Below are 24,071 nucleotides of genomic sequence, written 5' to 3'. Positions count from 1 at the left end.
CGTGGTCACCACTCCAGGGCCCAGGGCCTGGACGACCCGGCGAAATGGCCGACGTTCACGCACTCCGTCGCGCCGACGCGCATGCGCCGGACCAGCGGCTGGTGGACGTGGCCGAAGAGGGCGTACCGCGGACGGGTCCTGCGGATCGCTTCGAGCAGCGCCCGGCTGCCCCGCTCGAAGCGGCGGGCCACGGTGTCGTAGAGGAGCTCGGGCACGTCCGGCGGGATGTGCGTGCACAGGACGTCGACCTCACCGACGGCCTCGATCTTCGCGGCGTACTCCTCGTCGCTGATCTCGTAGGGCGTACGCATCGGGGTGCGCAGGCCGCCGCCGACGAAGCCGAAGACGCGGCCGCCGATCTCGGCCCGCTCGCCGTCGAGGACGGTGGTGCCGGGGCGCGCATACTCCGGCCAGAGGGTCGGGATGTCGACATTGCCGTAGGTGGCGTAGGTCGGGGTGGGGAAGGCCGCGAACATTTCGGCGTACTGCTTGCGGACGGCGTGCTCGATCGCCGTCTTCCGGTCGGTGTCGATGCCGGCCCACAGTTTCCGGCCGAATTCCCTGGCCTCGTCGAAGCGGCGGGCGGTGCGCAGCTCGACGAGCCGGCTGGCGTTCGCCGGGCCGAAGAGGTCGGGGAAGATGCCGCGCGAGTGGTCGGCGTAGTCGAGGAAGAGCACGAGGTCGCCCAGGCAGACGAGCGCGTCCGCGCCGTCGCCCGCGCGGGCGAGGCCCTCGGCGTTGCCGTGCACGTCACTGACCACGTTGACCCGGAAAGCTGGCATGCCGATCACCCTAGGACGGTCGCCCGACGGGCGGTAGGGGCTCTTGACAGTGTGCGACCTGCGGTTACTTCCGAGTCAGGAAGACCGTGGCGTACTGTGCGATTCAGACCAGAACGACGTGTGACGCACCGAACATCTGGCCCTGCCCCCCTACCGAACCAGCCATACCGATGGGTAACGTCCGGGCAGTCCAGTAGTGCTCAGCCCCCACTCGACTGAGCACCTGCCCGATCTTGGACCGCACCGTCGCAGCACACAACGTCGTGGCGCCGGCGCCCTATGTAGGAGCAGCAGTCTTGCGCGAGTTCAGCCTTCCGGCCCTGTACGAGGTCCCTGCGGACGGCAATCTGACCGACATCGTCCGTAGAAATGCCGCGCAGCACCCGGATGTCGCCGTCATCGGCCGCAAGGTCGACGGCCGCTGGCAGGACGTCACCGCCAAGGCTTTCCTCGCCGATGTGCGGGCCACCGCCAAGGGTCTGATCGCCGCCGGGGTGCGCCCCGGCGACCGGGTCGGCCTGATGTCCCGCACCCGGTACGAGTGGACGCTCTTCGACTTCGCCATCTGGAGCGCGGGCGCGGTCACCGTGCCGGTGTACGAGACGAGCTCCGCCGAGCAGATCCAGTGGATACTGGGCGACTCCGGCGCCGTGGCCTGCGTCGTCGAACTGGACGTGCACGCCGCCGCCGTCGAGTCCGTGCGCGACCGGCTGCCCGCCCTCGACACGGTCTGGCAGATCGACAAGGGCGGCGTCGAGGAGCTGCACCGCACCGGCGCCGACGTGCCGGACGCGACCGTCGACGAGCGCGGCGCGGTGGCCGGCGCCGACGACCCGGCCACGATCGTCTACACCTCCGGCACCACCGGGCGCCCCAAGGGCTGCGTCCTCACGCACCGCAGCTTCTTCGCCGAGTGCGGCAACGTGGTGGAGCGCCTGAAGCCCCTCTTCCGTACGGGCGAGTGTTCGGTTCTCCTCTTCCTGCCCGTCGCGCACGTGTTCGGGCGGCTCGTCGAGGTCGCCGCGCTGATGGCACCGATCAAGCTCGGCCACGCGCCGGACGTCAAGAACCTCACGGACGAGCTGGCCTCCTTCCGGCCGACCATGATCCTGGGCGTCCCGCGCGTCTTCGAGAAGGTCTACAACTCGGCGCGCGCCAAGGCGCAGGCCGACGGCAAGGGCAAGATCTTCGACAAGGCCGCGGACACGGCCATCGCGTACAGCCGTGCGCTCGACACGTCGTCGGGTCCGTCCCTCGGCCTGCGGATCAAGCACAAGATCTTCGACAAGCTGGTCTTCAGCAAGCTGCGCGCGGTCCTCGGCGGCCGCGGGGAGTACGCGATCTCGGGTGGCGCCCCGCTCGGTGAGCGCCTCGGTCACTTCTTCCGCGGCATCGGCTTCACGGTCCTGGAGGGCTACGGCCTCACCGAGTCCTGCGCGGCCACGGCCTTCAACCCGTGGGACCGCCAGAAGATCGGCACGGTCGGGCAGCCGCTGCCCGGCTCGGTCGTCCGGATCGCCGACGACGGCGAGGTCCTGCTCCACGGCGAGCACCTGTTCTCGCGGTACTGGAACAACGAGGGCGCCACCGAGGAGGCCCTCGCCGACGGCTGGTTCCACACCGGTGACATCGGCACGCTCGACGAGGACGGCTATCTGCGCATCACCGGGCGCAAGAAGGAGATCATCGTCACCGCGGGCGGCAAGAACGTCGCCCCTGCCGTGATCGAGGACCGCATCCGCGCGCACGCGCTGGTCGCCGAGTGCATGGTCGTCGGCGACGGCCGCCCGTTCGTGGGGGCGCTGGTGACGGTGGACGACGAGTTCCTGGGGCGCTGGGCGTCGGACCACGGGAAGCCCGCCGGTTCGACGGCGGCCTCTCTCCGTGACGATCCGGATCTCCTCGCCGCGATCCAGAGCGCGGTGGACGACGGCAACGCGGCGGTCTCCAAGGCGGAGTCCGTACGCAAGTTCCGTGTGCTGTCCTCCCAGTTCACGGAGGAGTCGGGGCATCTGACGCCGTCGCTGAAGCTGAAGCGGAATGTCGTGGCGAAGGATTACGCGGACGAGATCGAGGCAATTTACCGCGGGTAGCGTGAACAGTGCCGCCCACTCGCCGTGGGGGGCTCTTGCCTCGCGACACCCGGTCTCTCGTGGTGGCTGCGCCCACTCGCCGTGACGGGGGCGCTTGGTGGGCGGCTTTCGGTCTCTTGTGGTTGCTCGCGCAGTTCCCCGCGCCCCTGGAAAGCCGGGCTGCGCCCGCTTTCAGGGGCGCGGTGCGGGTGGTGGGGGAAGCGGGGCGCAGCCCCGGCTTCCAGGGGCGCGGGGAACTGCGCGACCAGCCCAAGACAACCGCCAGACGCCGACGAACCGCCAGGGGGCACCCCCTGGGCGCGCCACGAAAGCGGGCGCAGCCCGGCTTTCAGGGGCGCGGGGAACTGCGCGGCCAGCCCAAGACAACCGCCAGACGCCGACGGGCCGCCAGGGGGCAACCCCTGAGGCGCTACAGGAGTTGTTGAAGGTGGGTTGCCAGGAGGTCCCAGCGCCACTTCTCCTCGACCCAGGCGCGGCCCCGCTCCCCCATGCGCGCCCGCAACTCCGCATCCGCCAGCAACGCGGTGATCCGATCCGCCGCCTCCTCGGGGGCACCGCCCCGGACGACCCACCCCGTCTCCCCGTCGAGCACCGCGTCCGGCGCCCCGCCGGAGTCCCCTGCGACGACCGGCAGCCCCGTCGCGGACGCCTCCAGGTAGACGATGCCGAGGCCCTCCACGTCGAGGCCCCCGCGCCGGGTCCGGCAGGGCATGGCGAAGACGTCCCCCGCGCCGTAGTGGGCGGGCAGTTCCGACCAGGGAACGGAACCCGTGAAGCGGACGGAGTCCGCGACCCCCGTCTCGGCCGCGAGCTTGCGCAGCTCCGCCTCGTACGGACCGCCCCCGACGATCAGCAGCACCGCCTCCGGCTCCGCGGAGAGAATCCTCGGCATGGCGAGGATCAGCGTGTCCTGGCCCTTGCGCGGCACCAGCCGCGAGACGCAGACCACCACGGGCCGGTCCGTCAGCCCGAGCCGCGCCCGCACCGCGTCGCCGCCGGACCCCGGATGGAACGTCTTCTCGTCGACCCCGGGCGGCAGTTGCACCATCCGCCCGGCGGCCGCGGGCGTCAGCGCGGCCGCGATCCGCGAGCGCGTGTACTCGCCGAGATAGGTGATCGTGTCCGTCGACTCACCGATCCGGCGCAGAAGTTGACGTGAGGCGGGCAGCTGGGCCCAGCCGGCCTCGTGGCCGTGCGTCGTGGCGACGAGCCGCTCCGCCCCGGCCTTCCGCAGCGCGGGCGCCATGAGCCCCAGCGGGGCGGCCGCCCCGAACCACACCGACGTACAGCCGTGTTCCCGCAGGAGCGAGACCGCGCGACGGGTGACGCGCGGCGTCGGCAGCAGCATCGTCGTGGGGTCGCGTACGACCTTGAAGGGCTGCTCGGCGTCGAAGGCGGCCGTCGCCTCGGCGCCCTCGTGGCCGCGCTTCCAGGTGGAGGCGTAGACGACGAGCTGCTCGGGATCCAGGCGCAGCGCCATGTTGTGCAGGAACGCCTGGATGCCACCGGGCCTGGGCGGGAAGTCGTTCGTGACGATCAGGGTCTTGTGCATCGCGCACGACAGTACCGAACGGCCCAGCCTCTTCGCCCTCGCCCGGCCCCGCCCGGCATCATGACTCCCCTAATCACAATGAAGTATCAGAAAAGGGGCGAGGGCGTTCATGGGGCGCATCCTGACCGTCTGGGTCCTGACCAGGACCGTCCTGCTGCTCTGCGTCTGCCGTGTGCTCACCGCCCCAGGACCGGACGTGACCAGCGACGTCACCGTCATCTACCAGGGCTGGTACGAGGTGCTGCGCACCGGCACCTTCCCGCTCGACGACGTCACCTGGCAGTACCCGCCCGCCGCCGCCCTCGCGATCCTCTCCCCCGCGCTGCTGCCCTTCCTCGACTACGCGTCGGCCTTCTTCGTCCTCGCCCTCCTCTGCGACGCGGCGGTGTGCGCGCTGCTCCTGTACGCGGGAGGACGGCCCGGCAAGTCGCCGCGGGGCGCCTGGGTGTGGGTGGTGGGCGTGGCCCTGCTCGGCCCCACCGTGTACGCCCGCTACGACGTGATGGTGGCCGCCGTCGCGGTCGCCGCGCTGCTCGCCGGGGCGCGGCACCCGCGCGTCCTGGGGGTGCTCGCCGGGTTCGGGGCGCTGCTCAAGGTGTGGCCTGCGCTGCTGCTCGTGGGCACGCCGCGCGGCCGGTCGACCCTGCGGGCCTGGCGGGCGGCCGCGGGCACGGCCGCCGTCCTCACGCTGGCGTTCCTGGTGGCGATGCCGGGCGCGCTCGCGTTCCTCACCTTCCAGCGCGACCGCGGCACCGAGGTGGAGTCGCTCGGCGCCCTCGTGTTCCACGTCGGGCGGTACGTCGGCTGGCGGGGCGAGGTGCGGCTCAACTACGGCTCGGTGGAATTCCTCGGCCCGTACGTCCCGCTGGTGAGCACGGTGGCGCAGGCCCTGTCGGTGGCGGCCCTCTGCTGGCTCCTGGTGTGGCGGCTGCGCGCCCGGGTCCGGTCGGCGAGCACGCCCGCGGACGCGGCGTTCGTGGCGGTGCTGCTCTTCACCGCCACGAGCCGGGTGATCAGCCCGCAGTACATGCTCTGGCTGGTCGGGATCGCCGCCGTCTGCCTGGTGTTCCGCGGCAGCCGGATGGAGGTGCCCGCCCGTCTGGTCCTGGGCGCCACGTTCGTGACGTTCCTGGAGTTCCCCGTCTGGTTCTCGCACGTGGTCGTCAGCGACCCGCTGGGCGTGTCCCTGCTGCTCGTCCGCAACGGCCTGCTGGTCGTCGCCGCCCTGCTGGCCTGCCGGAACCTGTGGCGGGAGACCGTGTCGGAACCGCGCAAGGAGCCGCAGCCGGTGCCCGGGCAGATCAGCCGAGCTCCGCACGCAGATACGTACGCCAGCGCGCCGTGAAGTCCCCGGGCGTCGTGTCCAGGACGTCCCGCAGCGCGTCCTCGACCGCGCCCGCCCGCTTCGTGCGGTCGCCCACCGCACGGTAGAAGTCCGTCAGCTTCCGCTCGCCCCACTGCTCCGCGATCATCCGGCAGGCCAGCCATGCGCCCTCGTACGCCCCCGCGAGCCTCGCGGCGTCCCCGCCGAAGCCGAAGTCGGCGTCCTCGGGGAGCGCGCCGGGCAGCTGCCCGCGCTGCACCGCGCGCCGCAGTTCGGGCGCGGCCTGCGCCGGGGTGCGCCCCGTGTCGCGGTATCCCACCCAGTCGGCGAAGCCCTCGGAGAGCCACAGCGGGGTGGCCGCGGAGGTCTGTCTGCGGGTCGCGACGTGGGTCGCCTCGTGGGTGAGGACGACCTGCTTGCCGAACGTGCCGAGCACGCCGTACGCCTCGGGGTTGACGATGATCCGGTCGGCCGGCGCCCGCCCAGAGCCGCCCGTCTCGCCCGTGGTGACCGCCGCGATCCCCCGGTACCCGGAGGCGGGCGCCCCGAGCAGCCCCGCCATGCCGTCCAGGGACCGGGGCACGAGGACGACGATCCGCTCCGGCCACTTCCCCGGCCAGGCGTCCCGCACCGCGGGCACCGCCCGGTCGGCGAGTTCACGGTGGGCGCGCAGCTCCGCGGGGCTCTGGCCGATGCCGAGGACGAGGCTGCGCCTGCCGCGTTCGGCCGTCACACGCCCCTGGTCCCAGAGCTGTTGGCCGGACTTCTTCGCGGGCCATTCCGCGGTGACGTACCACCGGCCGCCGTCGCGCTTCAGCGACAGCGTGCGTTCGGCGGTGACCGGCGCGCGGTCGTAGCCCTTGACGCGGTAGTGGAGTTCGGCGGTTGCCGTGGCCTCGGCGCCGGTGCGGTCGAGGCGGGTCAGCCGGTACTCCCAGGACTCCAGCGGGACGCCGCTGACGTGCTCGAAGAGGTCCCGCGCACCCTTCGCGGGCCGCTCGGTCCCGTCGTACGCCTTCTCGTCCCCGTCGAGGACGGCCCGCGCCCGCCGCTCCAGGAGTACGCGCACCTCGCCGGCGGCGGCGTCAGGGACCGGGTCGCGGCCGCAGCCGGCCAGCAGGGCGAGGCAGAGCGCGACGCACAGCGCCACCATCCACGACCCACGTCTGTGACCAGCCACCTTCCCGATCGTACGGTGTGCGGGCGGCGGGCCGCCGGTCAGATCCGCGTCACTCCGGAGACCGGCATCATGCCGACGGGGTCGTAGCGGACCGGGGCGCCGGGGTACGGGGCGTGCACCACCTGGCCGTTGCCCACGTACATCCCGACGTGGCTGGCGTCGGAGCGGTAGGTCACCAGGTCGCCGGGTTGCGCCTCGGAGAGGGAGACCTGGCGGCCCGCGTTCCGCTGGGCCTGCGAGGTGCGCGGCAGACCGACACCGGCCTGGGCGTACGACCACTGCATGAGGCCCGAACAGTCGAAGCCGGACGGACCGTTGGCTCCCCACACGTAGGGGCGGCCCAGCGCGGACCGGGCGGCGGCGATGGCGGCGGCGGCCCGCGAGGAGGCCGGGGCGCCCCCGGCCTTCGGCAGCTCGCCGCGCCCGCCGGTGCGCGAGGACCTGTCGTACGCGGCGCGCTCGTCGCTCGTCAGCGAGTTGAGGAGCTGTCTGGCCTTGGCCAGTTTGTGCTCGACGGTGCGCTTGTGGCGGGCGACGAGGGTGCGGCTCTTCTCCAGCTCGGCCAGTTTGCGGCCCGCCTCGGCGCGCTCCTGGGCGAGGCCGCGCTGGGCCCGCTGCAGGTCGGCGAGCTCGCCCGCCTGCCGGGAGCTGACGCGGTCCAGGACCGAGGCCCTTTCCAGATAGCCCTCCGGGTCGGAGGAGAGCAGCAGGGCCAGCGAGGGGTCGATGCCGCCGGAGCGGTACTGCGCGCCGGCCAGCGAACCGAGCGCGCCGCGCATCCGGTTGATGCGCTCCTGGCCGCGCGCGACGCTGTCCTTGACCCGCTCGACCTGCGCGCGCAGCTTGTCCGTGCGCTCGTCGGCCTTGTTGTACAGCTCGGTCGCGTGCTCGGCCTGCTCGTACAGCCGGTCCACCTTGGCGCGCGTGTCGGACGGCTTGTCCTGCGGCGCGGCACCTGCGGGTGCGGCGGCGAGGGCCGCCGCGGCGGTGGCCGCTGCCGCTGAAAGGACGGTCACGCGTGTGCTCCGGTCGAGACCGGACTGTGCGGGACGGCGATGGAACCCCACGGGAAGCCGCTCTCCCTTCCGCTGACGAACCCCCGGCTGTCCCGGGGGAATGCGCGCCGACAGTAGTCGTGCGGCCACGGCGGGCCAAAGACCCGTACGGGTGGGGAAAGGGGGCGGACAGCCCGACGCCCCGCTTCAGACGCAGGTCATCAACGGGGCGTGGGGTCAGCGTGAGTTACCGGAATTCGCCCGTTCGGGCGGTGTGGGCAGCCGTGTCGAGGTCAGGCGACGCGGACGCCGAACTGGAAGTTGCCGAGGTACTCCATCGCCTCGTAGCGCACCACGGCGCCGGGCTTCGGGGCGTGCAGCACCTGGCCGTTGCCGGCGTAGAGCCCGACGTGCGCGAGGTTGTTGAAGAACACCAGGTCGCCGGGCTTGAGCTCGCCGCGGCCGAGCCGCGTGCCGTCGTTCTGCTGCGTGTAGGTGGTCCGCGTGATGGAGACGCCGGCCTGGTTGTACGCCCACTGGGTGAGCCCGGAGCAGTCGAAGGAGTTGGGGCCCGTGCCGCCGGAGACGTACGGCTTGCCGAGCTGGGTGGCCGCGGCGTTCAGGGCGGCGGCGCCGCGGCCGGAGGCGGGGGCCTCGTCGCCGAGGTCCGCGCGCTTGTCGGCGGCGCGGCTCGCGCGCTGCTCCTCCTTGGCGGCCATGGCCGCCTTCTCCTTGGCGCTGAGGGTGTTGAGGAGCTTCTGCGCCTCGCCCAGCTTGCCCTGGACTTCCTTCTTCTTCTTGCCGAGCTCGGTGCGGGTGGCGGCGAGGTCGTCGAGCTTGCCCGCGGCCTCCTTGCGCTGCTGCGCGAGGTCCCGCTGCTTCTTCTGGATCTTCTTGAGCGAGTCGACCTGCTGGCTGCTCAGCTGGTCCAGGGTGGACGCCTTGTCGAGGTAGTTGTCCGGGTCGGAGGAGAGGAAGAGCTGCAGGGAGGGGTCGATGCCGCCGGAGCGGTACTGGGCGCTGGCCATCGAACCGAGGCCGTCGCGCAGGTCGTTGAGTTCTTCCTGGCCGTCGGCGACCTTGTCCTGGAGAGCGCCGATCTGCTTCTCCAGCTTCTCCTGCTTCTCCTTGGCGCCGTTGTACTTGTCGGTGGCACGCTCCGCGTCTTCGTAGAGCTTGTCGACCTTGGACTTGACCTCGTCCTTGCTCGGCTTCGGCGCGGCCTGGGCGGCGCCCTGCGAGGTGAGGGCCACGGCAGCGGCGGCGGTCGCGGTGAGCACGGTCACGCGGGTGCGGCTCGGCTGCTTGGGTCGACGGTGGGACGCCACGCGGGCGGCTCCTTCTTCCTCCGGCCGCCTACCGGGACGCGGCGGGCGGGTACCACCGCCGCCACCCCGGATGGGTGATCAACCGAGCGGGGGTTCGAGGGCTGACCCTAGTGACCTTCTTGTGATCAGTTCAAATCACACCAGCAAAAAATCGGTCGCGGGAAACATTCTTTACCGATAACGCACAGCCCGTAATGATCTTCTGACGCTATGTCGCGCGCGACGGCTCCCAATTCGGGCATACGTCCCAGGAGTTGCCGAGTACCGCTTTAGCCCCGCGAAAGCCTCTTCAGGAGCACCGCCGAAGCCACCGGCCGCGCACCCGCCTTGGCGATTCCGTCGGCCACCTCGCGGTCGGTCGAGACGACGACCACGGGCCGGCCCGGCGGCTCCGCGCGCACCAGCTGACGGATCAACTCGTCAGCGGTGACACCGGGCTTGGAGAACAGCACCCGCACCCCGCGCGGCGGCGCGAGCAGCACGGGCGCGGCCAGCTCCGCGCCGTCGAAGACACAGGTGACCTCGGCGCCCGACTGCAGCGCGAGCTGCGAGAGCGAACCGAGCAGGCGCAGCCGCTGCTTGTCCAGGGGCATGGTCGGATAGCCGGTCTTGGTGACGTTGTAGCCGTCGACGACCAGGTGCGCCTGCGGGAGAGCGAGCAGCTGGTCGAGAATGGCCGGGTCGTTCTCGGAGAGGGCGCGGGCGGCGATGTCCTTGGGCGACATCCGCCCCGGCTCGACGGCGTCCACGGTCTCCGCGGGCCGCACGGACACGGGCGGCAGCGCCAGCTCGCGCCGCAGCCCCTGGGCCGCGTCGAGGACCGTGTCGAGCAGCAGCCGCAGCCGCATGTCCTCGACGCTGCGCCCCTCGCGCGCCGCCCGGCGGCTGGCCTCCAGGGCGGCCTCCGTCTCGCCGAGCCGCGCCTTGAGCCGCCGCGTCTCGCTCTCGGCGGCGGACACCTGTGCCTGGCCCTCGGCGCGCGCGGCCTCGACCTCGGCGGCGGCCTTGCGCAGCGCGGCCTCGCCACGCTTGACGTCGCTGAGCGCGCCGCGCAGCTTGCGGTGCATCGATTCGGCTTCCCTGCGCGCCGCCTCGAGCTCCGCGCGCAGCCGCTCGGTCTCCGCCCTGGTCTGGCCGCGGGCGGCGGCGAGCTCCTCGCGCAGCCGCTCCAGCTCGGCGCGTGTCTCGTCGTCGACGCGCTCGGCGTCGGCGCGCTGGGCCTCCTCGCCCGCGGCGGTGACCAGCTTCACCCACCCCGCGGGGCGCAGCACGTAGGCCGCGGCCGCCACGTCCAGGGGGTCGGCGGCGGGCGGCGGCGAGCCCGCGTCCAGGGCGCCCGCGAGCTCGGGCTGGACCTCTCTGAGGCGTTCGCCGATGCGCTGCCGGAAGAGCGTGTCGTTCTCCAGCGCGGCCGCCATGGCGTTGGCCGCGAACTTCGCGCGCCGGGTGGGCGTGAAGCGCGCGTACTGCCGCAGCTGGGCGGGCAGTTCGCCGAGGGTGAGGCCGCCGAAGCCGTCCGAGACGAGCCGGACGACCCGCCTGCGCACCCCGTCGGGCAGCGGACGGTCGAGCACCTCAGCGGTGCCGTCGTCCGGCTCCCCGCCTGCGCTCTCCACCATCCGTCACCCCACTAGCTGTGCGGGCCCGCTCCCTCAGGAGCCGGTGCCCGGCCTGTCCACGAGTTCCACCTGATCCACCGCGTTGCACCAGCGGCAGCGCACCGACTCGATGCTCTCACTGACCACCTCGCGTTCCTCGACGTTCGCCTCTCCGGCCAGGTCGAGATGCACATACTCGACGACCTTGGAGGTGCGGGTCACGTCGAAACGCGTGAGGTTGCCGCACAGCGTGCAGCGCCACCGGGTGGTGGCGGTCGGCAGGGGAACCGTCATCGTGGCTGCTTTCCCTCGTTCTCCATGGTGCGTATTGCCCGTAACCCTAAGGCCTGTAAGGGGCACCTCGCGGCGGCGAGGCGGTCTGTACGGTTTCCTGGCGTTACGTCATGCTCTGTCCATGATCCACGCATGGGGTACGAAGGCGGGCCGGCTGCTCTCGGGAGGGTCCGCCCCGGTGACGTACGGACTGATCGCCGTCTGCTGCGCGGTCTTCCTCGTCTCCCCGGTGTCCGGGTTCAACCCGGGCTACGGCACCGGCGACCAGCTGCTCGGCGCGCAGCAGGTCTACTTCGAGCGGTGGGGCGTGGTCCCCGTCGAACTGTTCAGCGGCGCCCCGCGCGCCGCCCTCGGACCGTTCACCGCCCTGTTCGTGCACGGCACCTGGCTCCATCTGCTCGGGAACATGCTGTTTCTGTACGTGTTCGGGGCCATGGTCGAGGAACGCATGGGGCACCTCCTGTACGCGCTCTTCTACGTCTGCTGCGGATATCTCGCCCTGCTCGCCTACGCGGCCGCGCACGCGGGCTCCGACCAGACGCTCGTGGGGGCCTCAGGGGCGATCTCCGCCGTCCTCGGCGCTTTCCTGTATCTCTTCCCTCGGGCGCGTGTCACCAGCCTCTTCCCGTTCCTCTTCTTCCTGCCGCTGCGCTTCCCCGCGTGGGTGGTGCTGCCGTTCTGGGTGGCGCTGCAGTGGCTTGCGGCGGGGCAGGGCGGGAAGGGCACGGGGGTGGCCTATCTGGCGCACCTGGTGGGCTTCTCGCTCGGGTTCGTCTTCGCGTGGGGGTGGAGTGTGCGGAGGGCTAGAGTGCAGGGACAAGGCAGCGCACCGGCCATCGAGGGAGACAGCCAGCCGTGATCACCGCGATCGTGCTCATCAAGACCAGCGTGGACCGGATTCCGGAGATCGCCGAGTCGATCGCCGCGCTCGACTCCGTGAGCGAGGTCTTCTCCGTGACCGGTACGTACGACCTGATCGCGATGGTGCGGGTGCCGCGCCACGACGACCTGGCCGACGTCATCCCCGGCCGGATCAGCAAGATCCCCGGTGTCGAGGCGACCGACACGCACGTGGCGTTCCGCACGTACTCGCAGCACGACCTGGAAGCCGCCTTCGCGATCGGTCTCGACTCCTAGGCACGCCCCGGCCGGGCGCCGCCCTCCGACTGCGCGGGTTCATGAAGGTTTCTTCATCCGCGCCTCATCCTGGCGGTGCGGCTCGGCGGCCACCCTCGCAGTCATGGTCTTCTCCCACCGCATGGCCGCCCTGGCCGCCGTCGTCGCGATCCCGCTCGGCATCGCCGCGACCAGCTACGTCCTGACGGACAACCCCGAGCAGCCCAAGGCCCCGCCGAAGGTGGAGCTGCAGAGCGACCCGCCGTCCACGGAGCCGGCCTCTCCACGGCCCACCCCGAGCGACGAGAAGGTCTCCCCGCCACCGGTGAGCGAGCACACCGGCGAGAAGCCCGGCGAGAAGCCCGGTGAAAAGTCCGGTGAGAAGCCCGGCGGACATCCCTCGAACGACGACAGGGGCAGCCACGACGCGGGCAACAGCGACGACTCCGACGACGACGGCCGGGGCGACCTCGACGACGACGGCCCCGGTGACGACGGCTGAGCCCCGGCGCCACTGGATATCAGCTCGTGTCCGCATCCTGCTGTGGCTGCTCGTCGTGATGACCGTCGCGCTCACCGCGGTGGCGGCCACCACCCGCTCGGTCCTGCTCCGCGACGTCGACCACCGCATCGACCGGCTCCTCGCCCAGGAGACCGCCGAGTTCACCAACCTCGCGCGCGAGGGCGTCGACCCGCACACCGGCGAGCGGTTCACCGCCCCCGACCCGCTCCTGCGGCTCTTCCTCTCCCGGCAGTACGCCGACCCCGACGAGGAGCTCCTCGGGCTGGTCGGCCGTACGGGCAGGGCGCCCGCCAAGAAGGAGCAGGCCCGCGAACCGCGGATCGACCACCCGCTGGCCGAGGACCCCGCCGCGCTGAAGGCCGTCTTCGACTCGCCCGACGCCACCGGTACGCTCCACCGCGACCGGGGCGAGGTCCGCTGGGCGAAGGTGGAGATCGAGGCGAGCGCGGGCCACCCGGCCGCGGCGTTCGTCGTGGCCTTCCACCCGGCGCGCGAACAGGCCAAGGCGGGCGACGTGTTCGCCATGCTGCTCGCCATCTCCGGCGTGGCGCTCCTGATGACGACCGGCATCGGCTGGGCGGTCGCGGGCCGCATCCTCAAACCGGTGCGGCTGGTGCGCACGACCGCGGCGCAGCTCACCGAGCAGGATCTGACCCGGCGCATCCCGGTCCAGGGCAGGGACGACATCGCGGCCCTGGCCGAGACGTTCAACGGCATGCTGGACCGGCTGGAGGGGGCCTTCGCCGCCCAGCGCGAGTTCGTCGACGACGCGGGCCACGAGCTGCGCACCCCCATCACCATCGTCCGCGGCCACCTGGAGCTGATGGGCGATGAGCCCGGCGAACGCGAGGAGACCGTCCGCATCGTGACGGAGGAGCTGGACCGGATGAGCCGCATCGTCGAGGACCTGCTGCTGCTCGCCAAGGCCGAGCGCCCCGACTTCGTCACCCCCGAGCCGGTGCAGCTCGCCGAGCTGACGGCCGACGTCTTCGTCAAGGCACGGGCGATCGGCGACCGCGACTGGCACCTCACCGAGGTCACCGACACCGAGACCGGCCTCGACCCCCAGCGCATCACCCAGGCGATGGTGCAGCTGGCGCAGAACGCCGTCCAGCACACCGGCCCCGGGCAGCGGGTCGGCATCGGCTCGCGGCTGTGCGCGGGACGCATCGAGCTGTACGTCGCCGACAGCGGCCCCGGCGTGCAGGCGCAGGACGCCGAGGTGATCTTCGAGCGGTTCCGGCGCGGCACCGCGCGGCGCGGCTCCCGCGCCACCGGGGCGGGTCTCGGCCTCGCCATCGTGAAGGCCATCGCCGAGGGCCACGGAGGGCGCGTCGAGCTGCGCCCCACGGACGGCGGAGGCGCCACCTTCGTACTCGTACTCCCGCAGGGGCAGCCGGAAGGGGCGGAGCGGCAGTGAACCGGATACTGATCGTCGAGGACGAGGAGCGCATCGCCTCCTTCGTCGAGAAGGGCCTGCGCGCCAACGGCTTCACGACCACCGTGGTCGGCGACGGCGAGAGTGCCTACGACTACGCCCTGACCGGCGGCTTCGACCTGATCGTCCTGGACATCGGCCTGCCGGGACAGGACGGCTTCACGGTCCTGCGCCGGCTGCGCGAGGCCCGCGTGACCACGCCCGTCATCGTGCTGACCGCGCGGGACTCGGTGCGGGACACGGTGGCGGGTCTGGAGGGCGGCGCCGACGACTGGATGACCAAGCCGTTCCGCTTCGAGGAGCTGCTCGCCCGGGTGCGGCTGCGGCTGCGCACGGCGGCCGGTGCGCCCGAGGTGACGGTGCTGCGCAGCGGGGAGCTCACGCTGGATCTGCGGACGCGCAGGGCGCGTTCGGCGGAGCGTACGGTGGATCTGACGGCGCGTGAGTTCGTCCTCCTGGAGCTTTTCCTGCGCCATCCCGGGCAGGTGCTCTCCCGGGAGCAGATCCTGTCCCACGTGTGGGGTTACGACTTCGACCCGGGCTCCAACATCGTGGACGTCTACGTCCGCGCGCTGCGCAAGAAGCTGGGCTCGGAGCGGGTGGAGACGGTGCGCGGGATGGGGTACCGGCTGCCGGAGTGACCGGAGTGAACCGTGCGCCCTGACTCACCGACCTCAGCGTCGGCTCGGTGAAACTCCTTTCATCTTCGCCTCATTGAGGGCTCACGGCACCGCACCACGCTGAACGCGTGACCTTGAACCTGCGGCAGGCCGTGACCCTCTGCGCGGCGCTCAGCGTCTGCGCCCTCCTCGCGGTCCCCGGCAACTTCCCGGGGCTCGGCGCCGACGCCCGCCTCACCCTCGCCGTCTTCGCCCTCGCGACCTGCGCCTGGATCGGCACGCCGATCGACGACACGTACATCGCGCTCGGTGCGGGGCTCGCGCTCACCGCGACCGGCGTGATCAGCAGCGACACCCTGTTCGGCACCCTCGGCGACGAGACGGTGTGGCTGCTGATCTGCGCCTTCGTGCTGGCGGCGGCCGTGGCGCGCAGCGGGCTCGCCGGGCGCGCCGCGGCCTTTCTGGTCAGCGGGGCGCGCAGCGTACGGCAGTTGACCCATCTGACGACGGCGGCGCTGGTCGTGACCGCCTTCGCGGTGCCGGCGACGTCGGGGCGCGCCGCGCTCGCGCTGCCCGTCTTCCTCGCGCTCGCCAAGGTCCTCGCCGACCGGAAGCGACTGGTCGTGATGCTCGCGCTGCTCTTTCCGACCGTCATTCTTCTCTCCGCGGTCGCGACTCTGATCGGTGCGGGAGCACATCTGATCACGGTGTCGGTGCTGTGGGAGGCGACCGGTGAGCGGATCGGCTTCACTCAGTGGCTGCTGCTCGGCCTGCCGCTCGCCATGACGTCATCCCATCTGGCGGCGGAGGTCGTCCTGTTGACGACCACCCGGCGCGCCGACCGCCGCGGCCCGGTCCACATCACCCTCGACCAGCTCCAGGAGCACAGCGAACAGCCCGTCACCGGCCCCTGGGAGGCGGCCGAGACGCGCTGCGCCCTGCTGCTCGCCACCGTCGTCGTCCTGTGGTGCAGCGAACCGCTGCACCAGGTGCCGCCCGCCGTCGTCGCGCTGATCGGCGCGGTCGTGGCCTCCTCGCCCGCCCTCGGCACGGTCGGCCTCAAGGACGCCCTCAAGACGGTGCCCTGGTCGCTGCTCCTCTTCATGGCGGCGACGATGGCGATGGGCGTCGCGCTCGCCGACTCGGGGGCGGCGAGGTGGCTGGTGTCCGGGCTGCCCCTGGACCTGTCCCCGTGGCTCTTCCTCGCCGTGGTGGTCGCGGTCAGCACGGCCGCCCACCTCGTCCTGCAGTCACGCTCGGCGCGCTCCTCGGTCCTTGTCCCGCTGGTCGTCGCGGCGGCCGTCGGCGCGGGCGTCAACCCGGTGGCCGCCGCGCTGGCCTCCACGGCCGCGGCCGGCTTCTGCCACACGCTGCCCGCCTCCGCGAAGCCCGTCACTCTCTTCGCCGAGATCCCGGGCACCCCCACCTACACCCCGCGCGATCTGCTGCGCCTCTCCGCGGTCCTCGCGCCGCTGACCGCCGCGCTCGTCCTGCTCTTCGCCGTGGCGCTCTGGCCGCTGCTCGGCGTCCCCGTCCGCTGAGCCCGCCCTTGAATCCGAACCCGCCCTTGAATCCCCCTGGAGACCGTCATGCTGACCCGTTTCGCCATCGCCCCCAGCGGCTTCAAGGAGTCCCTGTCCGCGAGCTCGGCGGCCGAGGCCATCGCCGCCGGTGTACGCCGTGTCGTCCCGCACGCCGAGACCGATCTGATCCCGCTGGTGGACGGCGGCGAGGGCACCGCCCGCGCGCTGGCCGCGGCGGGCGGCGGGCGGCTCGTGGCCCTGCCCGCGACCGGTCCCGTCGGCCAGCCGATCGGCACGCACTTCGCCCTGCTGCCCGACGGCACCGCGGTCGTCGAGATGGCGGCCGTGGCGGGGCTCTCGCTGGTCCCCCGCGACCTGCGGGACCCGGGCGCCACCACGACGTACGGCGTGGGCGAGCTGATCCGCGCCGCACTCGACACGGGCGCCCGCCGCATCCTGGTCGGCTGCGGCGACTCGGGCACGTCGGACGGCGGCGCGGGGGCGCTGCAGGCCCTCGGCGCCCGTCTCCTCGACGCGGACGGCTGGGAACTGCCGCACGGCGGGCGGGAGTTGACGCGGCTGAGCCGCATCGACCCGAGCGGCCTCGACCCGCGCCTCGCGGACACCGAGATCCGCGTCGCCTGCAACCCCTTCAACGTCCTGTGCGGCGAGCGCGGCGTCGCCCGCGTCTTCGGCCCCCAGAAAGGAGCGACACCCCAGCAGGTCGAGCAGCTCGCGGCCGCCCTCGAACACTGGGCGCATCTCCTCACGCGGGACCTGCCCGTGCGGACCGACCTCTTCGAGGGGCCCGGCACGGGCGCGTCGGGCGGCCTCGGCGCCGGGCTCGCCGCCCTCGGCGCCGTGCTGCTCCCCCGCTTCGACGTGCTGCTCGAACGGCTCGACCTCGACGAACGGCTGGCCCGCGCCGACCTGGTCATCACCGCGGAGGGCGCCCTGGACCACCAGACCCCGCGCGGCAAGGTCCCCGCCGAGGTGGCGCGCCGCGCGAAGCGGTCCGGGCGCCCCGTCCTGGTCCTCGCGGGCACGATCGGGGACGGCGCGCACACCGTCCGCGCGCTGGGCGTGGACGCGTACAGCGCGATCCTGCCCGCTCCGGTCTCGCTGACGGAGGCGCTCGGCCGGGGCGGCGAGTTCCTCACCGACGCGACGGAGCGGGCCCTGCGGATGATCCAGCTCGGCTCACGGCTGCCCGGGGGCCGGCTGCCCGCGGGTCAGACGGCGGCGCTGGTGTCCGGCACGCAACGCCCGTCCTCGGTGCGGTAGCTCCACCGCGCGCCGTCCGACACCAGCTCCTTGACGGCGCGCACGAAACGCTCGACGTGCTCGTCGGGGGTGCCCGCGCCGAAGCTGACGCGGATGGCGTTCAGCGACTTCTCGCCGGGCGCGGCCTCGGGGGCGCCGCACTCGCCGGGCTCGTCGGGCTCGCTGCCGAGCAGGGTGCGCACCAGCGGGTGGGCGCAGAACAGGCCGTCCCGTACGCCGATGCCGTACTCGGCGGAGAGCGCGGCGGCGAAGTGCGAGCTGTTCCAGCCGTCCACCACGAAGGAGATGACGCCGACGCGCGGCGCGTCGTCCCCGAAGAGCGAGAGCACCCGCACGGCGGGCACCTCGGCGAGCCCCTCGCGCACCTTGGCGATCAGGTACTGCTCGCGGGCGACGAGCTGGTCGAAGCCCGCCTCGGTGAGCGCCTTGCAGGCGGCGGCGATCGAGTACACGCCGATGACGTTCGGCGAACCGGCCTCGTGGCGGGCCGCGGAGTCGTGCCACTCCACGTCCACACCGCCGCCTGCTTCCTTGGGGCGTCGTGCGACCTTGCGCGAGGCGCCGCCGCCCGCGAGGTACGGCTCGGCCGCCCGCAGCCAGTCGGAGCGGCCCGCGAGGACACCGGAGCCGAACGGCGCGTACAGCTTGTGTCCGGAGAAGGCGACCCAGTCGACGTCCAACTCGCCGATGGAGACGGGGTGGTGGGGTGCGAGCTGCGCGGCGTCGAGGACGATCCGGGCGCCGTGCGCGTGCGCGGCGGCGGCCAGCTCCCGCACCGGCCACAGCTCACCGGTGACGTTGGAGGCACCGGTCACGCACACCAGCGCCGGGCCGTAGGGGTCGCGGTCGGCGAGGGCCCGCTCCAGGGTCTGGACGGCCTCGTCGGGGGTGCGCGGCGCGTTCAGGTACGTCACCCGGGCGTCCCGCCACGGCAGGAGCGAGGCGTGGTGCTCGGTCTCGAAGACGAAGACCTGGCAGTCGGCGGGCAGGGCGGCGGCGAGCAGGTTCAGCGAGTCGGTGGTGGAGCGGGTGAAGACGACCTGGTCGTCCTCGCGGCAGCCGAGGAACTCGGCGACGGCCACCCGGCTGTTCTCGAACAGGTCGGTGGAGAGCTGCGACAGGTACCCGGCGCCGCGGTGCACGCTGCCGTAGTACGGGGCGTACGCGGCCACGTCGTCCCACACCCGCTGCAGCGCCGGGGCGCTCGCCGCGTAATCGAGCGCGGCGTAGCTGACCTCGCCGCCGGTGACCAGCGGAACGGTGACGTCCCGGCCGAGGACCGGCAGCGGGGCACAGACGGAGGCGTCGACGGCAACGGCGGAAACAGACATGGCGAACTCCCGTGAGAAGCAGGCGAGATCACTGCGCCGGACGTCGGTCGACGGCGCAGGAGAAAGGTGAAAAAGAGTGTGCGGAGGCGGGGCGTGGAAGCCCTGTCACATTCGCTGGCTCACGAGACTGCTCCCTTGAGGACCAGGACCCCAGGGTTGCGAGGGGTCCGCGCTTGCCATACGCCCTGCTGCGTACGACCTGGTCTTCACCCGGGGCACCCCGCCACGGACGGAGGGTTGCCGGACAGCGGGCCGGGGCCGTAGTCGCTGTCACTCATGACCTGTGCAGCATCCTGCCACACGATCTTCGACGCGCAAGGCGCAGTCCAGAATCCGGACTGCGCCCTGCGTCACATCATCACGTCCTGAGGACGGCTCTCAGCGGTTGCTGACGGCCACCCAGCGCTCCAGGGCCTTCTTCGCGGCTCCCGAGTCGATCGCCCGCGCCGCCCGCGCCATGCCGGCCCTGATCTGCTCCGCCAGCGGCTCGTCGGTGGGCGCCAGGGCGACCAGCGCCGCCGCCGAGTTCAGCAGCACCGCGTCCCGCACGGGCCCGCTCTCCCCGTCGAGCAGCCGCAGCGCCACCTCCGCGTTGTACGAGGCATCGGCGCCCCGCAGCGCCTCGACGGGCACCAGGTCGAGCCCGACGTCCCGCGGGTCGAAGGCCTCCTCGCGCACGGCGCCGTCCCGCACCACCCAGACCCGGGAGGTGGACGTCGTCGTCAGCTCGTCGAGCCCGTCGTCACCGCGGAAGACGAGGGACGAGTGCCCCCGCTCGGCGAAGACGCCCGCCACGATGGGGGCCATCCGGGGGTCGGCGACCCCGACCGCCTGGGCGCGCACCTTGGCCGGATTGGTGAGCGGGCCGAGGAGGTTGAAGACGGTCCGGATGCCCAGCTGGCTGCGAGCGGCACCGGCGTGGCGCAGCGCCGGGTGGAACTTCACGGCGAAGCAGAACGTGATGCCCGCCTCGTCGGCGACCTCGACCACCCGCTGCGGGGTGAGGTCGAGGTTGACGCCGAGCTTCTCCAGCACGTCGGAGGCGCCGGACGCGCTGGAGGCGGCGCGGTTGCCGTGCTTGACGACCTTCGCGCCCGCGCCGGCGACGACGATCGCGGACATGGTCGAGATGTTGACGGTCTTGGCGCCGTCGCCACCCGTGCCCACGATGTCGACGCTCGGGCCCGGCACGTCGATGACGTTGGCGTGCGCGTACATGGCGCGGACCAGACCGGAGATCTCCTCGACGGTCTCGCCCTTGGCCCGCAGCGCGACCACGAAGGCCGCGATCTGCGCGTCGGTGGCCTCGCCGCGCATGATGCGGTCCATGGCCCAGGCCGTGTCGTCGGCGCTCTGGTCCCGGCCCGCCAGCAGGCCGTTCAGTACGTCGGGCCAGGAACGGCCCGCCGCGGTGTCGCCTCCTGCGGGGGTCACAGCGTTCATAGCCGCTCCTGGTTTTCGTCTGCGTGTGTACTTGGGGTGAGTCCCACCCTATCCAGCCCCGGGGACGGCAAAGAGCCCCGTCCATTGCCTGGACGGGGCTCTTACCGTGGCGACCATGGGAGGTCAGAGCTTCAGAGCTCCGGAATGATCAGTGGTGGCCGTGGCCGCTCGTGATCTCCTTGTACTCGTCGGCGGTGGGCTTGGGGATCTGACCCTCTTCCCCGAAGTAGCCCTTGGAGAGCTTGGCCCGCAGCTTCTGCGAACCGGACAGCTTGCGCTTGACGCCGTTCTCGTCGACCGCCGGGCCGAGCTCGACCGGCTTGTACTGCTCGTGCGCGGTGAGCGTGTGCAGCTGCTCCTTGCTGAGCGGCTCGTGGACCTCGATGAACTCACCGTGCGGCAGGCGCTTGATGATGCCCGACTCGCGGCCGTGCAGCACCTTGTCCCGGTCGCGCCGCTGGAGACCCAGGCAGATCCGCTTGGTCACGATGAAGGCGATGACCGGTCCGACGAAGAAGGCGATCCGGACGAACCAGGTGATCGCGTTCAGCGACAGGTGGAAGTGCGTGGCCCACAGGTCGTTGCCACCGCCGACCAGCATGACCATGTACGCCGTGATCCACGCGACACCGAAGGCCGTGCGGGTCGGGGCGTTGCGCGGGCGGTCCAGGATGTGGTGCTCGCGCTTGTCGCCGGTGACCCAGGACTCGATGAACGGGTAGACGGCGATGGCCACGAGGACCAGCGGGAAGACGATGACCAGCGGGATGAACACACCCAGGACGAGCGTGTGACCCCAGAGGTTGATCTCCCAGCCCGGCATCACACGGATCAGACCCTCGGCGAAGCCCATGTACCAGTCGGGCTGGGCGCCGGTGGACACCTGGTCCGGGCGGTACGGGCCGATGGCCCAGATCGGGTTGATCGAGGCGATCGCCGCGATGACCGCGATGACACCGAAGACCAGGAAGAAGAAGCCTCCGGCCTTGGCCATGTAGACGGGCAGCAGCGGCATGCCGACGACGTTCTTGTTGCTCTTGCCGGGGCCCGCGAACTGCGTGTGCTTGTGGTAGAAGACCAGGATCAGGTGCGCCACCACGAGGCCGAGCATGATGCCCGGCAGCAGCAGGATGTGGACCGAGTAGAACCGGGCCACGAAGTCGCCGCCGGGGAACTCGCCGCCGAACAGGAACATCGACAGGTACGTGCCGACGACCGGCACCGACAGGATGGCGCCCTGCATGAAGCGGACACCGGTGCCCGAGAGCAGGTCGTCCGGGAGCGAGTAACCGGTGAAACCGGTGAACATGCCGAGGACGAACAGCAGGAAGCCGAAGAGCCAGTTGACCTCACGCGGCTTGCGGAACGCACCCGTGAAGAACACGCGCATCATGTGCACGAACATGCCGGCGAGGAAGATCAGCGCCGCCCAGTGGTGGATCTGCCGGATCAGCAGACCACCGCGCACATCGAAGGAGATGTGCATGGTCGAGTTGAACGCCTCCGACATCAGCTGTCCCTGCATCGGGACGTAGCTGCCGTGGTACTCCACCTCGTTCATCGACGGGTGGAAGAACAGCGTCAGGTACACACCCGTGAGGATGATGATGATGAAGCTGTACAGGCAGATCTCGCCGAGCATGAAGGACCAGTGGTCCGGAAAGATCTTGCGCATGTTGGCCTTGGCCAGGGAGTAGATCCCCAGCCGGCCGTCGGCCCAGTCGGCGACGCGCTCGCCGGCGGGCGCTTGCTTGCGCTGTTCGTTGGAGGAAGTGGTGGTGGTGCTCATCCGCGCTCCCAGAAGGCAGGACCGACGGGCTCTTCGAAGTCGCCGAGCGCCTCGAGGTAGCCCTTTTCGTTCACGCCGATGCGCAGCTGCGGCAGGGCGTGACCAGCCGGGCCGAAGATGACTCGGGCACCGTCGGAGAGATCGAAGGTGGACTGGTGGCACGGGCAGAGGACGTGGTGCGTCTGCTGCTCGTACAGGGAGATCGGGCAGCCCACGTGGGTGCAGATCTTGGAGTACGCCACGATGCCTTCGTGCGACCACTCCAGCTCGCGCTTGTCCTTGATGTTCTCCGGCTGAATCCGGACGATCATCAGGGCGGCCTTGGCGATCTGGGTCTGGAAGTCGTGGTCGTGCTCCGACATGCCCTCGGGCATGGCGAAGGTCAGCGACCCGACCTGCACGTCCGCGGGACGCAGCGGCTCGTGGGTGTTCATGTTCACGAGCATCTTGCCCTTGGCCCACTTGGTGTGCCGGAGCTTGTCCTCGGGCAGCGGCCCGAGGTCACGCAGCAGGACGACACCGGAGAGCGGGACCAGGGCCAGCGCGCCGAACATCGTGTTGCGGATCAGCTTGCGCCGACCGAAACCCGACTCCTCGGCACCCTGCTTGAAGTCCGCCATGACCTTGGCGCGGACCTCGGGCTCGGCCGCGATCTCGTGCCGCTCGTCGGTCATCTCGACGTCGGACATCAGGGTGCGGGCCCAGTGGACCGCGCCCGCGCCGATGCAGAACAGCGCCACGCCGAGGGTCGTGCCCAGGGCGAAGTTGAGGCCGCTGATGTGACCGATCGGCCAGATGAAGACGCTCTTGTCGGCCGGGATCGCCACGTACGAGGCGATGAAGCCGACCGTCGCGATCATCGACAGCGTGAACATGAACGCCACGGCACGCTCGGAACGCCGGGCGGCCCGCTCGTCGATGTCCTGGACGCGGTGCTCGTGGGGCGGCAGCCCCGGGTCGGCGAACGGGTTGTCCTCCGCGGTCGCCACCGAGCCGTGCTCGGTCTCCTGCTTGCTGGGCAGGTTCTCTTCTGGAATCTCTTGGCTACTCATGACTTCTTGGCCTTTGCGGTCCGAGCGGCGACCCACACGGCGACCGCGATCAGCGAGCCGAGACCGAAGATCCAGCCGAAGAGGCCTTCACTGACCGGACCCAGACCGCCCAGCTTGAGACCGCCAGGGCTCTCGGTCTTCTCGCCGTTGACCGCGTCGAGGTACGCGATGATGTCCTTCTTGCTCTTCTCCGGCATCGTGGTGTCGGGGAAGGACGGCATGTTCTGCGGGCCGGTCTGCATGGCCTCGTAGATGTGCTTCGGGGAGACACCTTCGAGCGACGGCGCGAACTTGCCGTGCGTCAGCGCACCACCTTCACCGGTGAAGTTGTGGCACTGGGCACAGTTCGTGCGGAACAGCTCACCGCCCTTGGCGATGTCGGCTCCGTCCGGGCTGTACTGCTTCTTGGTCGGAACCGAGGGACCGGCACCCAGCGACGAGATGTACGCCGCCAGCTGGTCGATCTGGGCCTGGTTGTAGATGACCTTCTTCTTGGGCGCCTGGGCACCCGGCTGCTGGAGCGGCATACGTCCGGTGCCGACCTGGAAGTCGACAGCGGCGGCGCCGACGCCCACCAGGCTCGGACCGTCGGAGGAGCCCTGACCGCCGGTTCCGTGGCAGCTGGAGCAGCCCACGGCGTAGAGCTTCTTGCCCTCGTCGATGGCGAGGGACTGGGCGGTGTCATCGGCCTGCGCCTTGTCCGCCGGCGCGAACGCGGCGTACAGCCCCCCGGTGGCCGCCAGCGCGAGGAGTAGGACGACGACCGCCGCCAGCGGATGGCGTCGTCGTGCGGAGAGCTTTTTCAC

General features: G+C 71.5%; 21 protein-coding genes and 1 riboswitch. Of the genes, 9 read left to right on the top strand and 12 right to left on the bottom strand.

The features are described 5' to 3' along the window. Nucleotides 1-5: 5 nt before the first annotated feature. Nucleotides 6-782: a metallophosphoesterase family protein gene (locus ACZ56E_RS19265; RefSeq protein ID WP_471215549.1), complete on the bottom strand. Its 777-nt coding sequence runs from the start codon at nucleotides 780-782 to the stop codon at nucleotides 6-8. Between the two features lie 296 nt (nucleotides 783-1,078). On the opposite strand from ACZ56E_RS19265, the gene ACZ56E_RS19260 reads away from it, so the two are divergent. Then, nucleotides 1,079-2,875 (top strand): AMP-dependent synthetase/ligase, encoded by a 1,797-nt coding sequence (locus ACZ56E_RS19260; protein WP_471215547.1) that lies wholly within the window; start codon nucleotides 1,079-1,081, stop codon nucleotides 2,873-2,875. A gap of 409 nt (nucleotides 2,876-3,284) precedes the next feature. Here the strand turns inward: ACZ56E_RS19260 and ACZ56E_RS19255 are convergent, their stop codons facing one another. Next, nucleotides 3,285-4,427 (bottom strand): glycosyltransferase family 4 protein, encoded by a 1,143-nt coding sequence (locus ACZ56E_RS19255; RefSeq protein WP_471215545.1) that lies wholly within the window; start codon nucleotides 4,425-4,427, stop codon nucleotides 3,285-3,287. Nucleotides 4,428-4,536: 109 nt separating this feature from the next. Between ACZ56E_RS19255 and ACZ56E_RS19250 the strand changes: the two genes are divergently transcribed. Further along, nucleotides 4,537-5,772, top strand: a complete 1,236-nt coding sequence (locus tag ACZ56E_RS19250; RefSeq protein WP_471215543.1) for a glycosyltransferase 87 family protein — start codon at nucleotides 4,537-4,539, stop codon at nucleotides 5,770-5,772. On the opposite strand, the gene ACZ56E_RS19245 is transcribed toward ACZ56E_RS19250, so the two are convergent. The 5 genes from ACZ56E_RS19245 to ACZ56E_RS19225 form a co-directional block, all read right to left on the bottom strand. Further along, a complete protein-coding gene (locus tag ACZ56E_RS19245; RefSeq protein WP_471215540.1) occupies nucleotides 5,729-6,931 on the bottom strand; it encodes a hypothetical protein in 1,203 nt (400 codons plus the stop codon). The genes ACZ56E_RS19250 and ACZ56E_RS19245 overlap by 44 nt on opposite strands. A 38-nt stretch (nucleotides 6,932-6,969) precedes the next feature. Further along, complete coding sequence (locus ACZ56E_RS19240; protein WP_471215538.1) at nucleotides 6,970-7,998, bottom strand: C40 family peptidase; 1,029 nt, start codon at nucleotides 7,996-7,998, stop codon at nucleotides 6,970-6,972. 221 nt (nucleotides 7,999-8,219) lie between these two features. Then, nucleotides 8,220-9,254, bottom strand: coding sequence for a C40 family peptidase (locus ACZ56E_RS19235; protein ID WP_468609996.1), 1,035 nt, complete (start codon nucleotides 9,252-9,254; stop codon nucleotides 8,220-8,222). A gap of 269 nt (nucleotides 9,255-9,523) precedes the next feature. Then, nucleotides 9,524-10,873 (bottom strand): NYN domain-containing protein, encoded by a 1,350-nt coding sequence (locus ACZ56E_RS19230; RefSeq protein WP_471215535.1) that lies wholly within the window; start codon nucleotides 10,871-10,873, stop codon nucleotides 9,524-9,526. A 33-nt stretch (nucleotides 10,874-10,906) separates the two neighbouring features. Then, a complete protein-coding gene (locus ACZ56E_RS19225; protein WP_362997643.1) occupies nucleotides 10,907-11,146 on the bottom strand; it encodes a hypothetical protein in 240 nt (79 codons plus the stop codon). 121 nt (nucleotides 11,147-11,267) lie between these two features. Between ACZ56E_RS19225 and ACZ56E_RS19220 the strand changes: the two genes are divergently transcribed. The 7 genes from ACZ56E_RS19220 (at nucleotide 11,268) to ACZ56E_RS19190 (ending at nucleotide 17,650) form a co-directional block, all read left to right on the top strand. Then, nucleotides 11,268-12,005: a rhomboid family intramembrane serine protease gene (locus ACZ56E_RS19220; protein ID WP_468610002.1), complete on the top strand. Its 738-nt coding sequence runs from the start codon at nucleotides 11,268-11,270 to the stop codon at nucleotides 12,003-12,005. Beyond that, nucleotides 12,002-12,283: an Lrp/AsnC family transcriptional regulator gene (locus ACZ56E_RS19215; protein WP_125512351.1), complete on the top strand. Its 282-nt coding sequence runs from the start codon at nucleotides 12,002-12,004 to the stop codon at nucleotides 12,281-12,283. The genes ACZ56E_RS19220 and ACZ56E_RS19215 overlap by 4 nt, the downstream gene beginning before the upstream one ends. Nucleotides 12,284-12,386: 103 nt before the next feature. Next, nucleotides 12,387-12,764: a small secreted hydrophilic protein gene (locus tag ACZ56E_RS19210; RefSeq protein ID WP_471215532.1), complete on the top strand. Its 378-nt coding sequence runs from the start codon at nucleotides 12,387-12,389 to the stop codon at nucleotides 12,762-12,764. Beyond that, nucleotides 12,751-14,205 carry a sensor histidine kinase gene (locus ACZ56E_RS19205; protein ID WP_471215528.1) on the top strand — a complete coding sequence of 485 codons (1,455 nt, stop codon included), beginning with the start codon at nucleotides 12,751-12,753 and terminating at the stop codon, nucleotides 14,203-14,205. Before ACZ56E_RS19210 ends, ACZ56E_RS19205 begins: the two co-directional genes overlap by 14 nt. Further along, nucleotides 14,202-14,864 carry a response regulator transcription factor gene (locus ACZ56E_RS19200; protein WP_362997651.1) on the top strand — a complete coding sequence of 221 codons (663 nt, stop codon included), beginning with the start codon at nucleotides 14,202-14,204 and terminating at the stop codon, nucleotides 14,862-14,864. Before ACZ56E_RS19205 ends, ACZ56E_RS19200 begins: the two co-directional genes overlap by 4 nt. 107 nt (nucleotides 14,865-14,971) lie before the next feature. After that, on the top strand, nucleotides 14,972-16,384 hold the full coding sequence (locus tag ACZ56E_RS19195) for an SLC13 family permease (RefSeq protein WP_471215525.1): 1,413 nt from the start codon (nucleotides 14,972-14,974) through the stop codon (nucleotides 16,382-16,384). A 48-nt stretch (nucleotides 16,385-16,432) separates the two neighbouring features. After that, the gene (locus tag ACZ56E_RS19190; RefSeq protein WP_471215523.1) at nucleotides 16,433-17,650 is read left to right on the top strand and encodes a glycerate kinase family protein; all 1,218 of its coding nucleotides are present in this window, start codon (nucleotides 16,433-16,435) and stop codon (nucleotides 17,648-17,650) included. Here the strand turns inward: ACZ56E_RS19190 and ACZ56E_RS19185 are convergent. From ACZ56E_RS19185 to qcrC, 5 genes are all read right to left on the bottom strand, one after another. Further along, nucleotides 17,599-18,981 (bottom strand): aminotransferase class V-fold PLP-dependent enzyme, encoded by a 1,383-nt coding sequence (locus ACZ56E_RS19185; RefSeq protein WP_471215521.1) that lies wholly within the window; start codon nucleotides 18,979-18,981, stop codon nucleotides 17,599-17,601. The genes ACZ56E_RS19190 and ACZ56E_RS19185 overlap by 52 nt on opposite strands. 164 nt (nucleotides 18,982-19,145) lie before the next feature. Then, nucleotides 19,146-19,263: riboswitch (SAM riboswitch) on the bottom strand. Nucleotides 19,264-19,359: 96 nt separating this feature from the next. Next, nucleotides 19,360-20,424, bottom strand: a complete 1,065-nt coding sequence (trpD, locus tag ACZ56E_RS19180) for an anthranilate phosphoribosyltransferase (protein ID WP_471215519.1) — start codon at nucleotides 20,422-20,424, stop codon at nucleotides 19,360-19,362. Between the two features lie 148 nt (nucleotides 20,425-20,572). Next, nucleotides 20,573-22,213, bottom strand: coding sequence for a cytochrome bc1 complex cytochrome b subunit (gene qcrB, locus ACZ56E_RS19175; protein WP_471215517.1), 1,641 nt, complete (start codon nucleotides 22,211-22,213; stop codon nucleotides 20,573-20,575). Continuing rightward, a complete protein-coding gene (gene qcrA / locus ACZ56E_RS19170) occupies nucleotides 22,210-23,265 on the bottom strand; it encodes a cytochrome bc1 complex Rieske iron-sulfur subunit (RefSeq protein ID WP_471215515.1) in 1,056 nt (351 codons plus the stop codon). Before qcrA ends, qcrB begins: the two co-directional genes overlap by 4 nt. Next, nucleotides 23,262-24,071 carry a cytochrome bc1 complex diheme cytochrome c subunit gene (qcrC, locus tag ACZ56E_RS19165; RefSeq protein ID WP_471215513.1) on the bottom strand — a complete coding sequence of 270 codons (810 nt, stop codon included), beginning with the start codon at nucleotides 24,069-24,071 and terminating at the stop codon, nucleotides 23,262-23,264. The genes qcrA and qcrC overlap by 4 nt, the downstream gene beginning before the upstream one ends.

The organism is Streptomyces sp. NPDC039480, from assembly GCF_055597165.1.
Note: the sequence above shows the minus strand (reverse complement) of the source record. Positions and strands in the feature narration are given on the sequence as shown.

Bases quoted from the DNA above. Each gene is read 5' to 3' on its own strand.
- qcrB (WP_471215517.1), bottom strand. From the start codon at position 22,213: ATGAGCACCACCACCACTTCCTCCAACGAACAGCGCAAGCAAGCGCCC.
- ACZ56E_RS19190 (WP_471215523.1), top strand. From the start codon at position 16,433: ATGCTGACCCGTTTCGCCATCGCCCCCAGCGGCTTCAAGGAGTCCCTG.
- ACZ56E_RS19210 (WP_471215532.1), top strand. From the start codon at position 12,387: ATGGTCTTCTCCCACCGCATGGCCGCCCTGGCCGCCGTCGTCGCGATC.
- qcrA (WP_471215515.1), bottom strand. From the start codon at position 23,265: ATGAGTAGCCAAGAGATTCCAGAAGAGAACCTGCCCAGCAAGCAGGAG.
- ACZ56E_RS19185 (WP_471215521.1), bottom strand. From the start codon at position 18,981: ATGTCTGTTTCCGCCGTTGCCGTCGACGCCTCCGTCTGTGCCCCGCTG.
- ACZ56E_RS19220 (WP_468610002.1), top strand. From the start codon at position 11,268: ATGATCCACGCATGGGGTACGAAGGCGGGCCGGCTGCTCTCGGGAGGG.
- ACZ56E_RS19255 (WP_471215545.1), bottom strand. From the start codon at position 4,427: ATGCACAAGACCCTGATCGTCACGAACGACTTCCCGCCCAGGCCCGGT.
- ACZ56E_RS19230 (WP_471215535.1), bottom strand. From the start codon at position 10,873: ATGGTGGAGAGCGCAGGCGGGGAGCCGGACGACGGCACCGCTGAGGTG.
- ACZ56E_RS19250 (WP_471215543.1), top strand. From the start codon at position 4,537: ATGGGGCGCATCCTGACCGTCTGGGTCCTGACCAGGACCGTCCTGCTG.
- trpD (WP_471215519.1), bottom strand. From the start codon at position 20,424: ATGAACGCTGTGACCCCCGCAGGAGGCGACACCGCGGCGGGCCGTTCC.
- ACZ56E_RS19265 (WP_471215549.1), bottom strand. From the start codon at position 782: ATGCCAGCTTTCCGGGTCAACGTGGTCAGTGACGTGCACGGCAACGCC.
- ACZ56E_RS19225 (WP_362997643.1), bottom strand. From the start codon at position 11,146: ATGACGGTTCCCCTGCCGACCGCCACCACCCGGTGGCGCTGCACGCTG.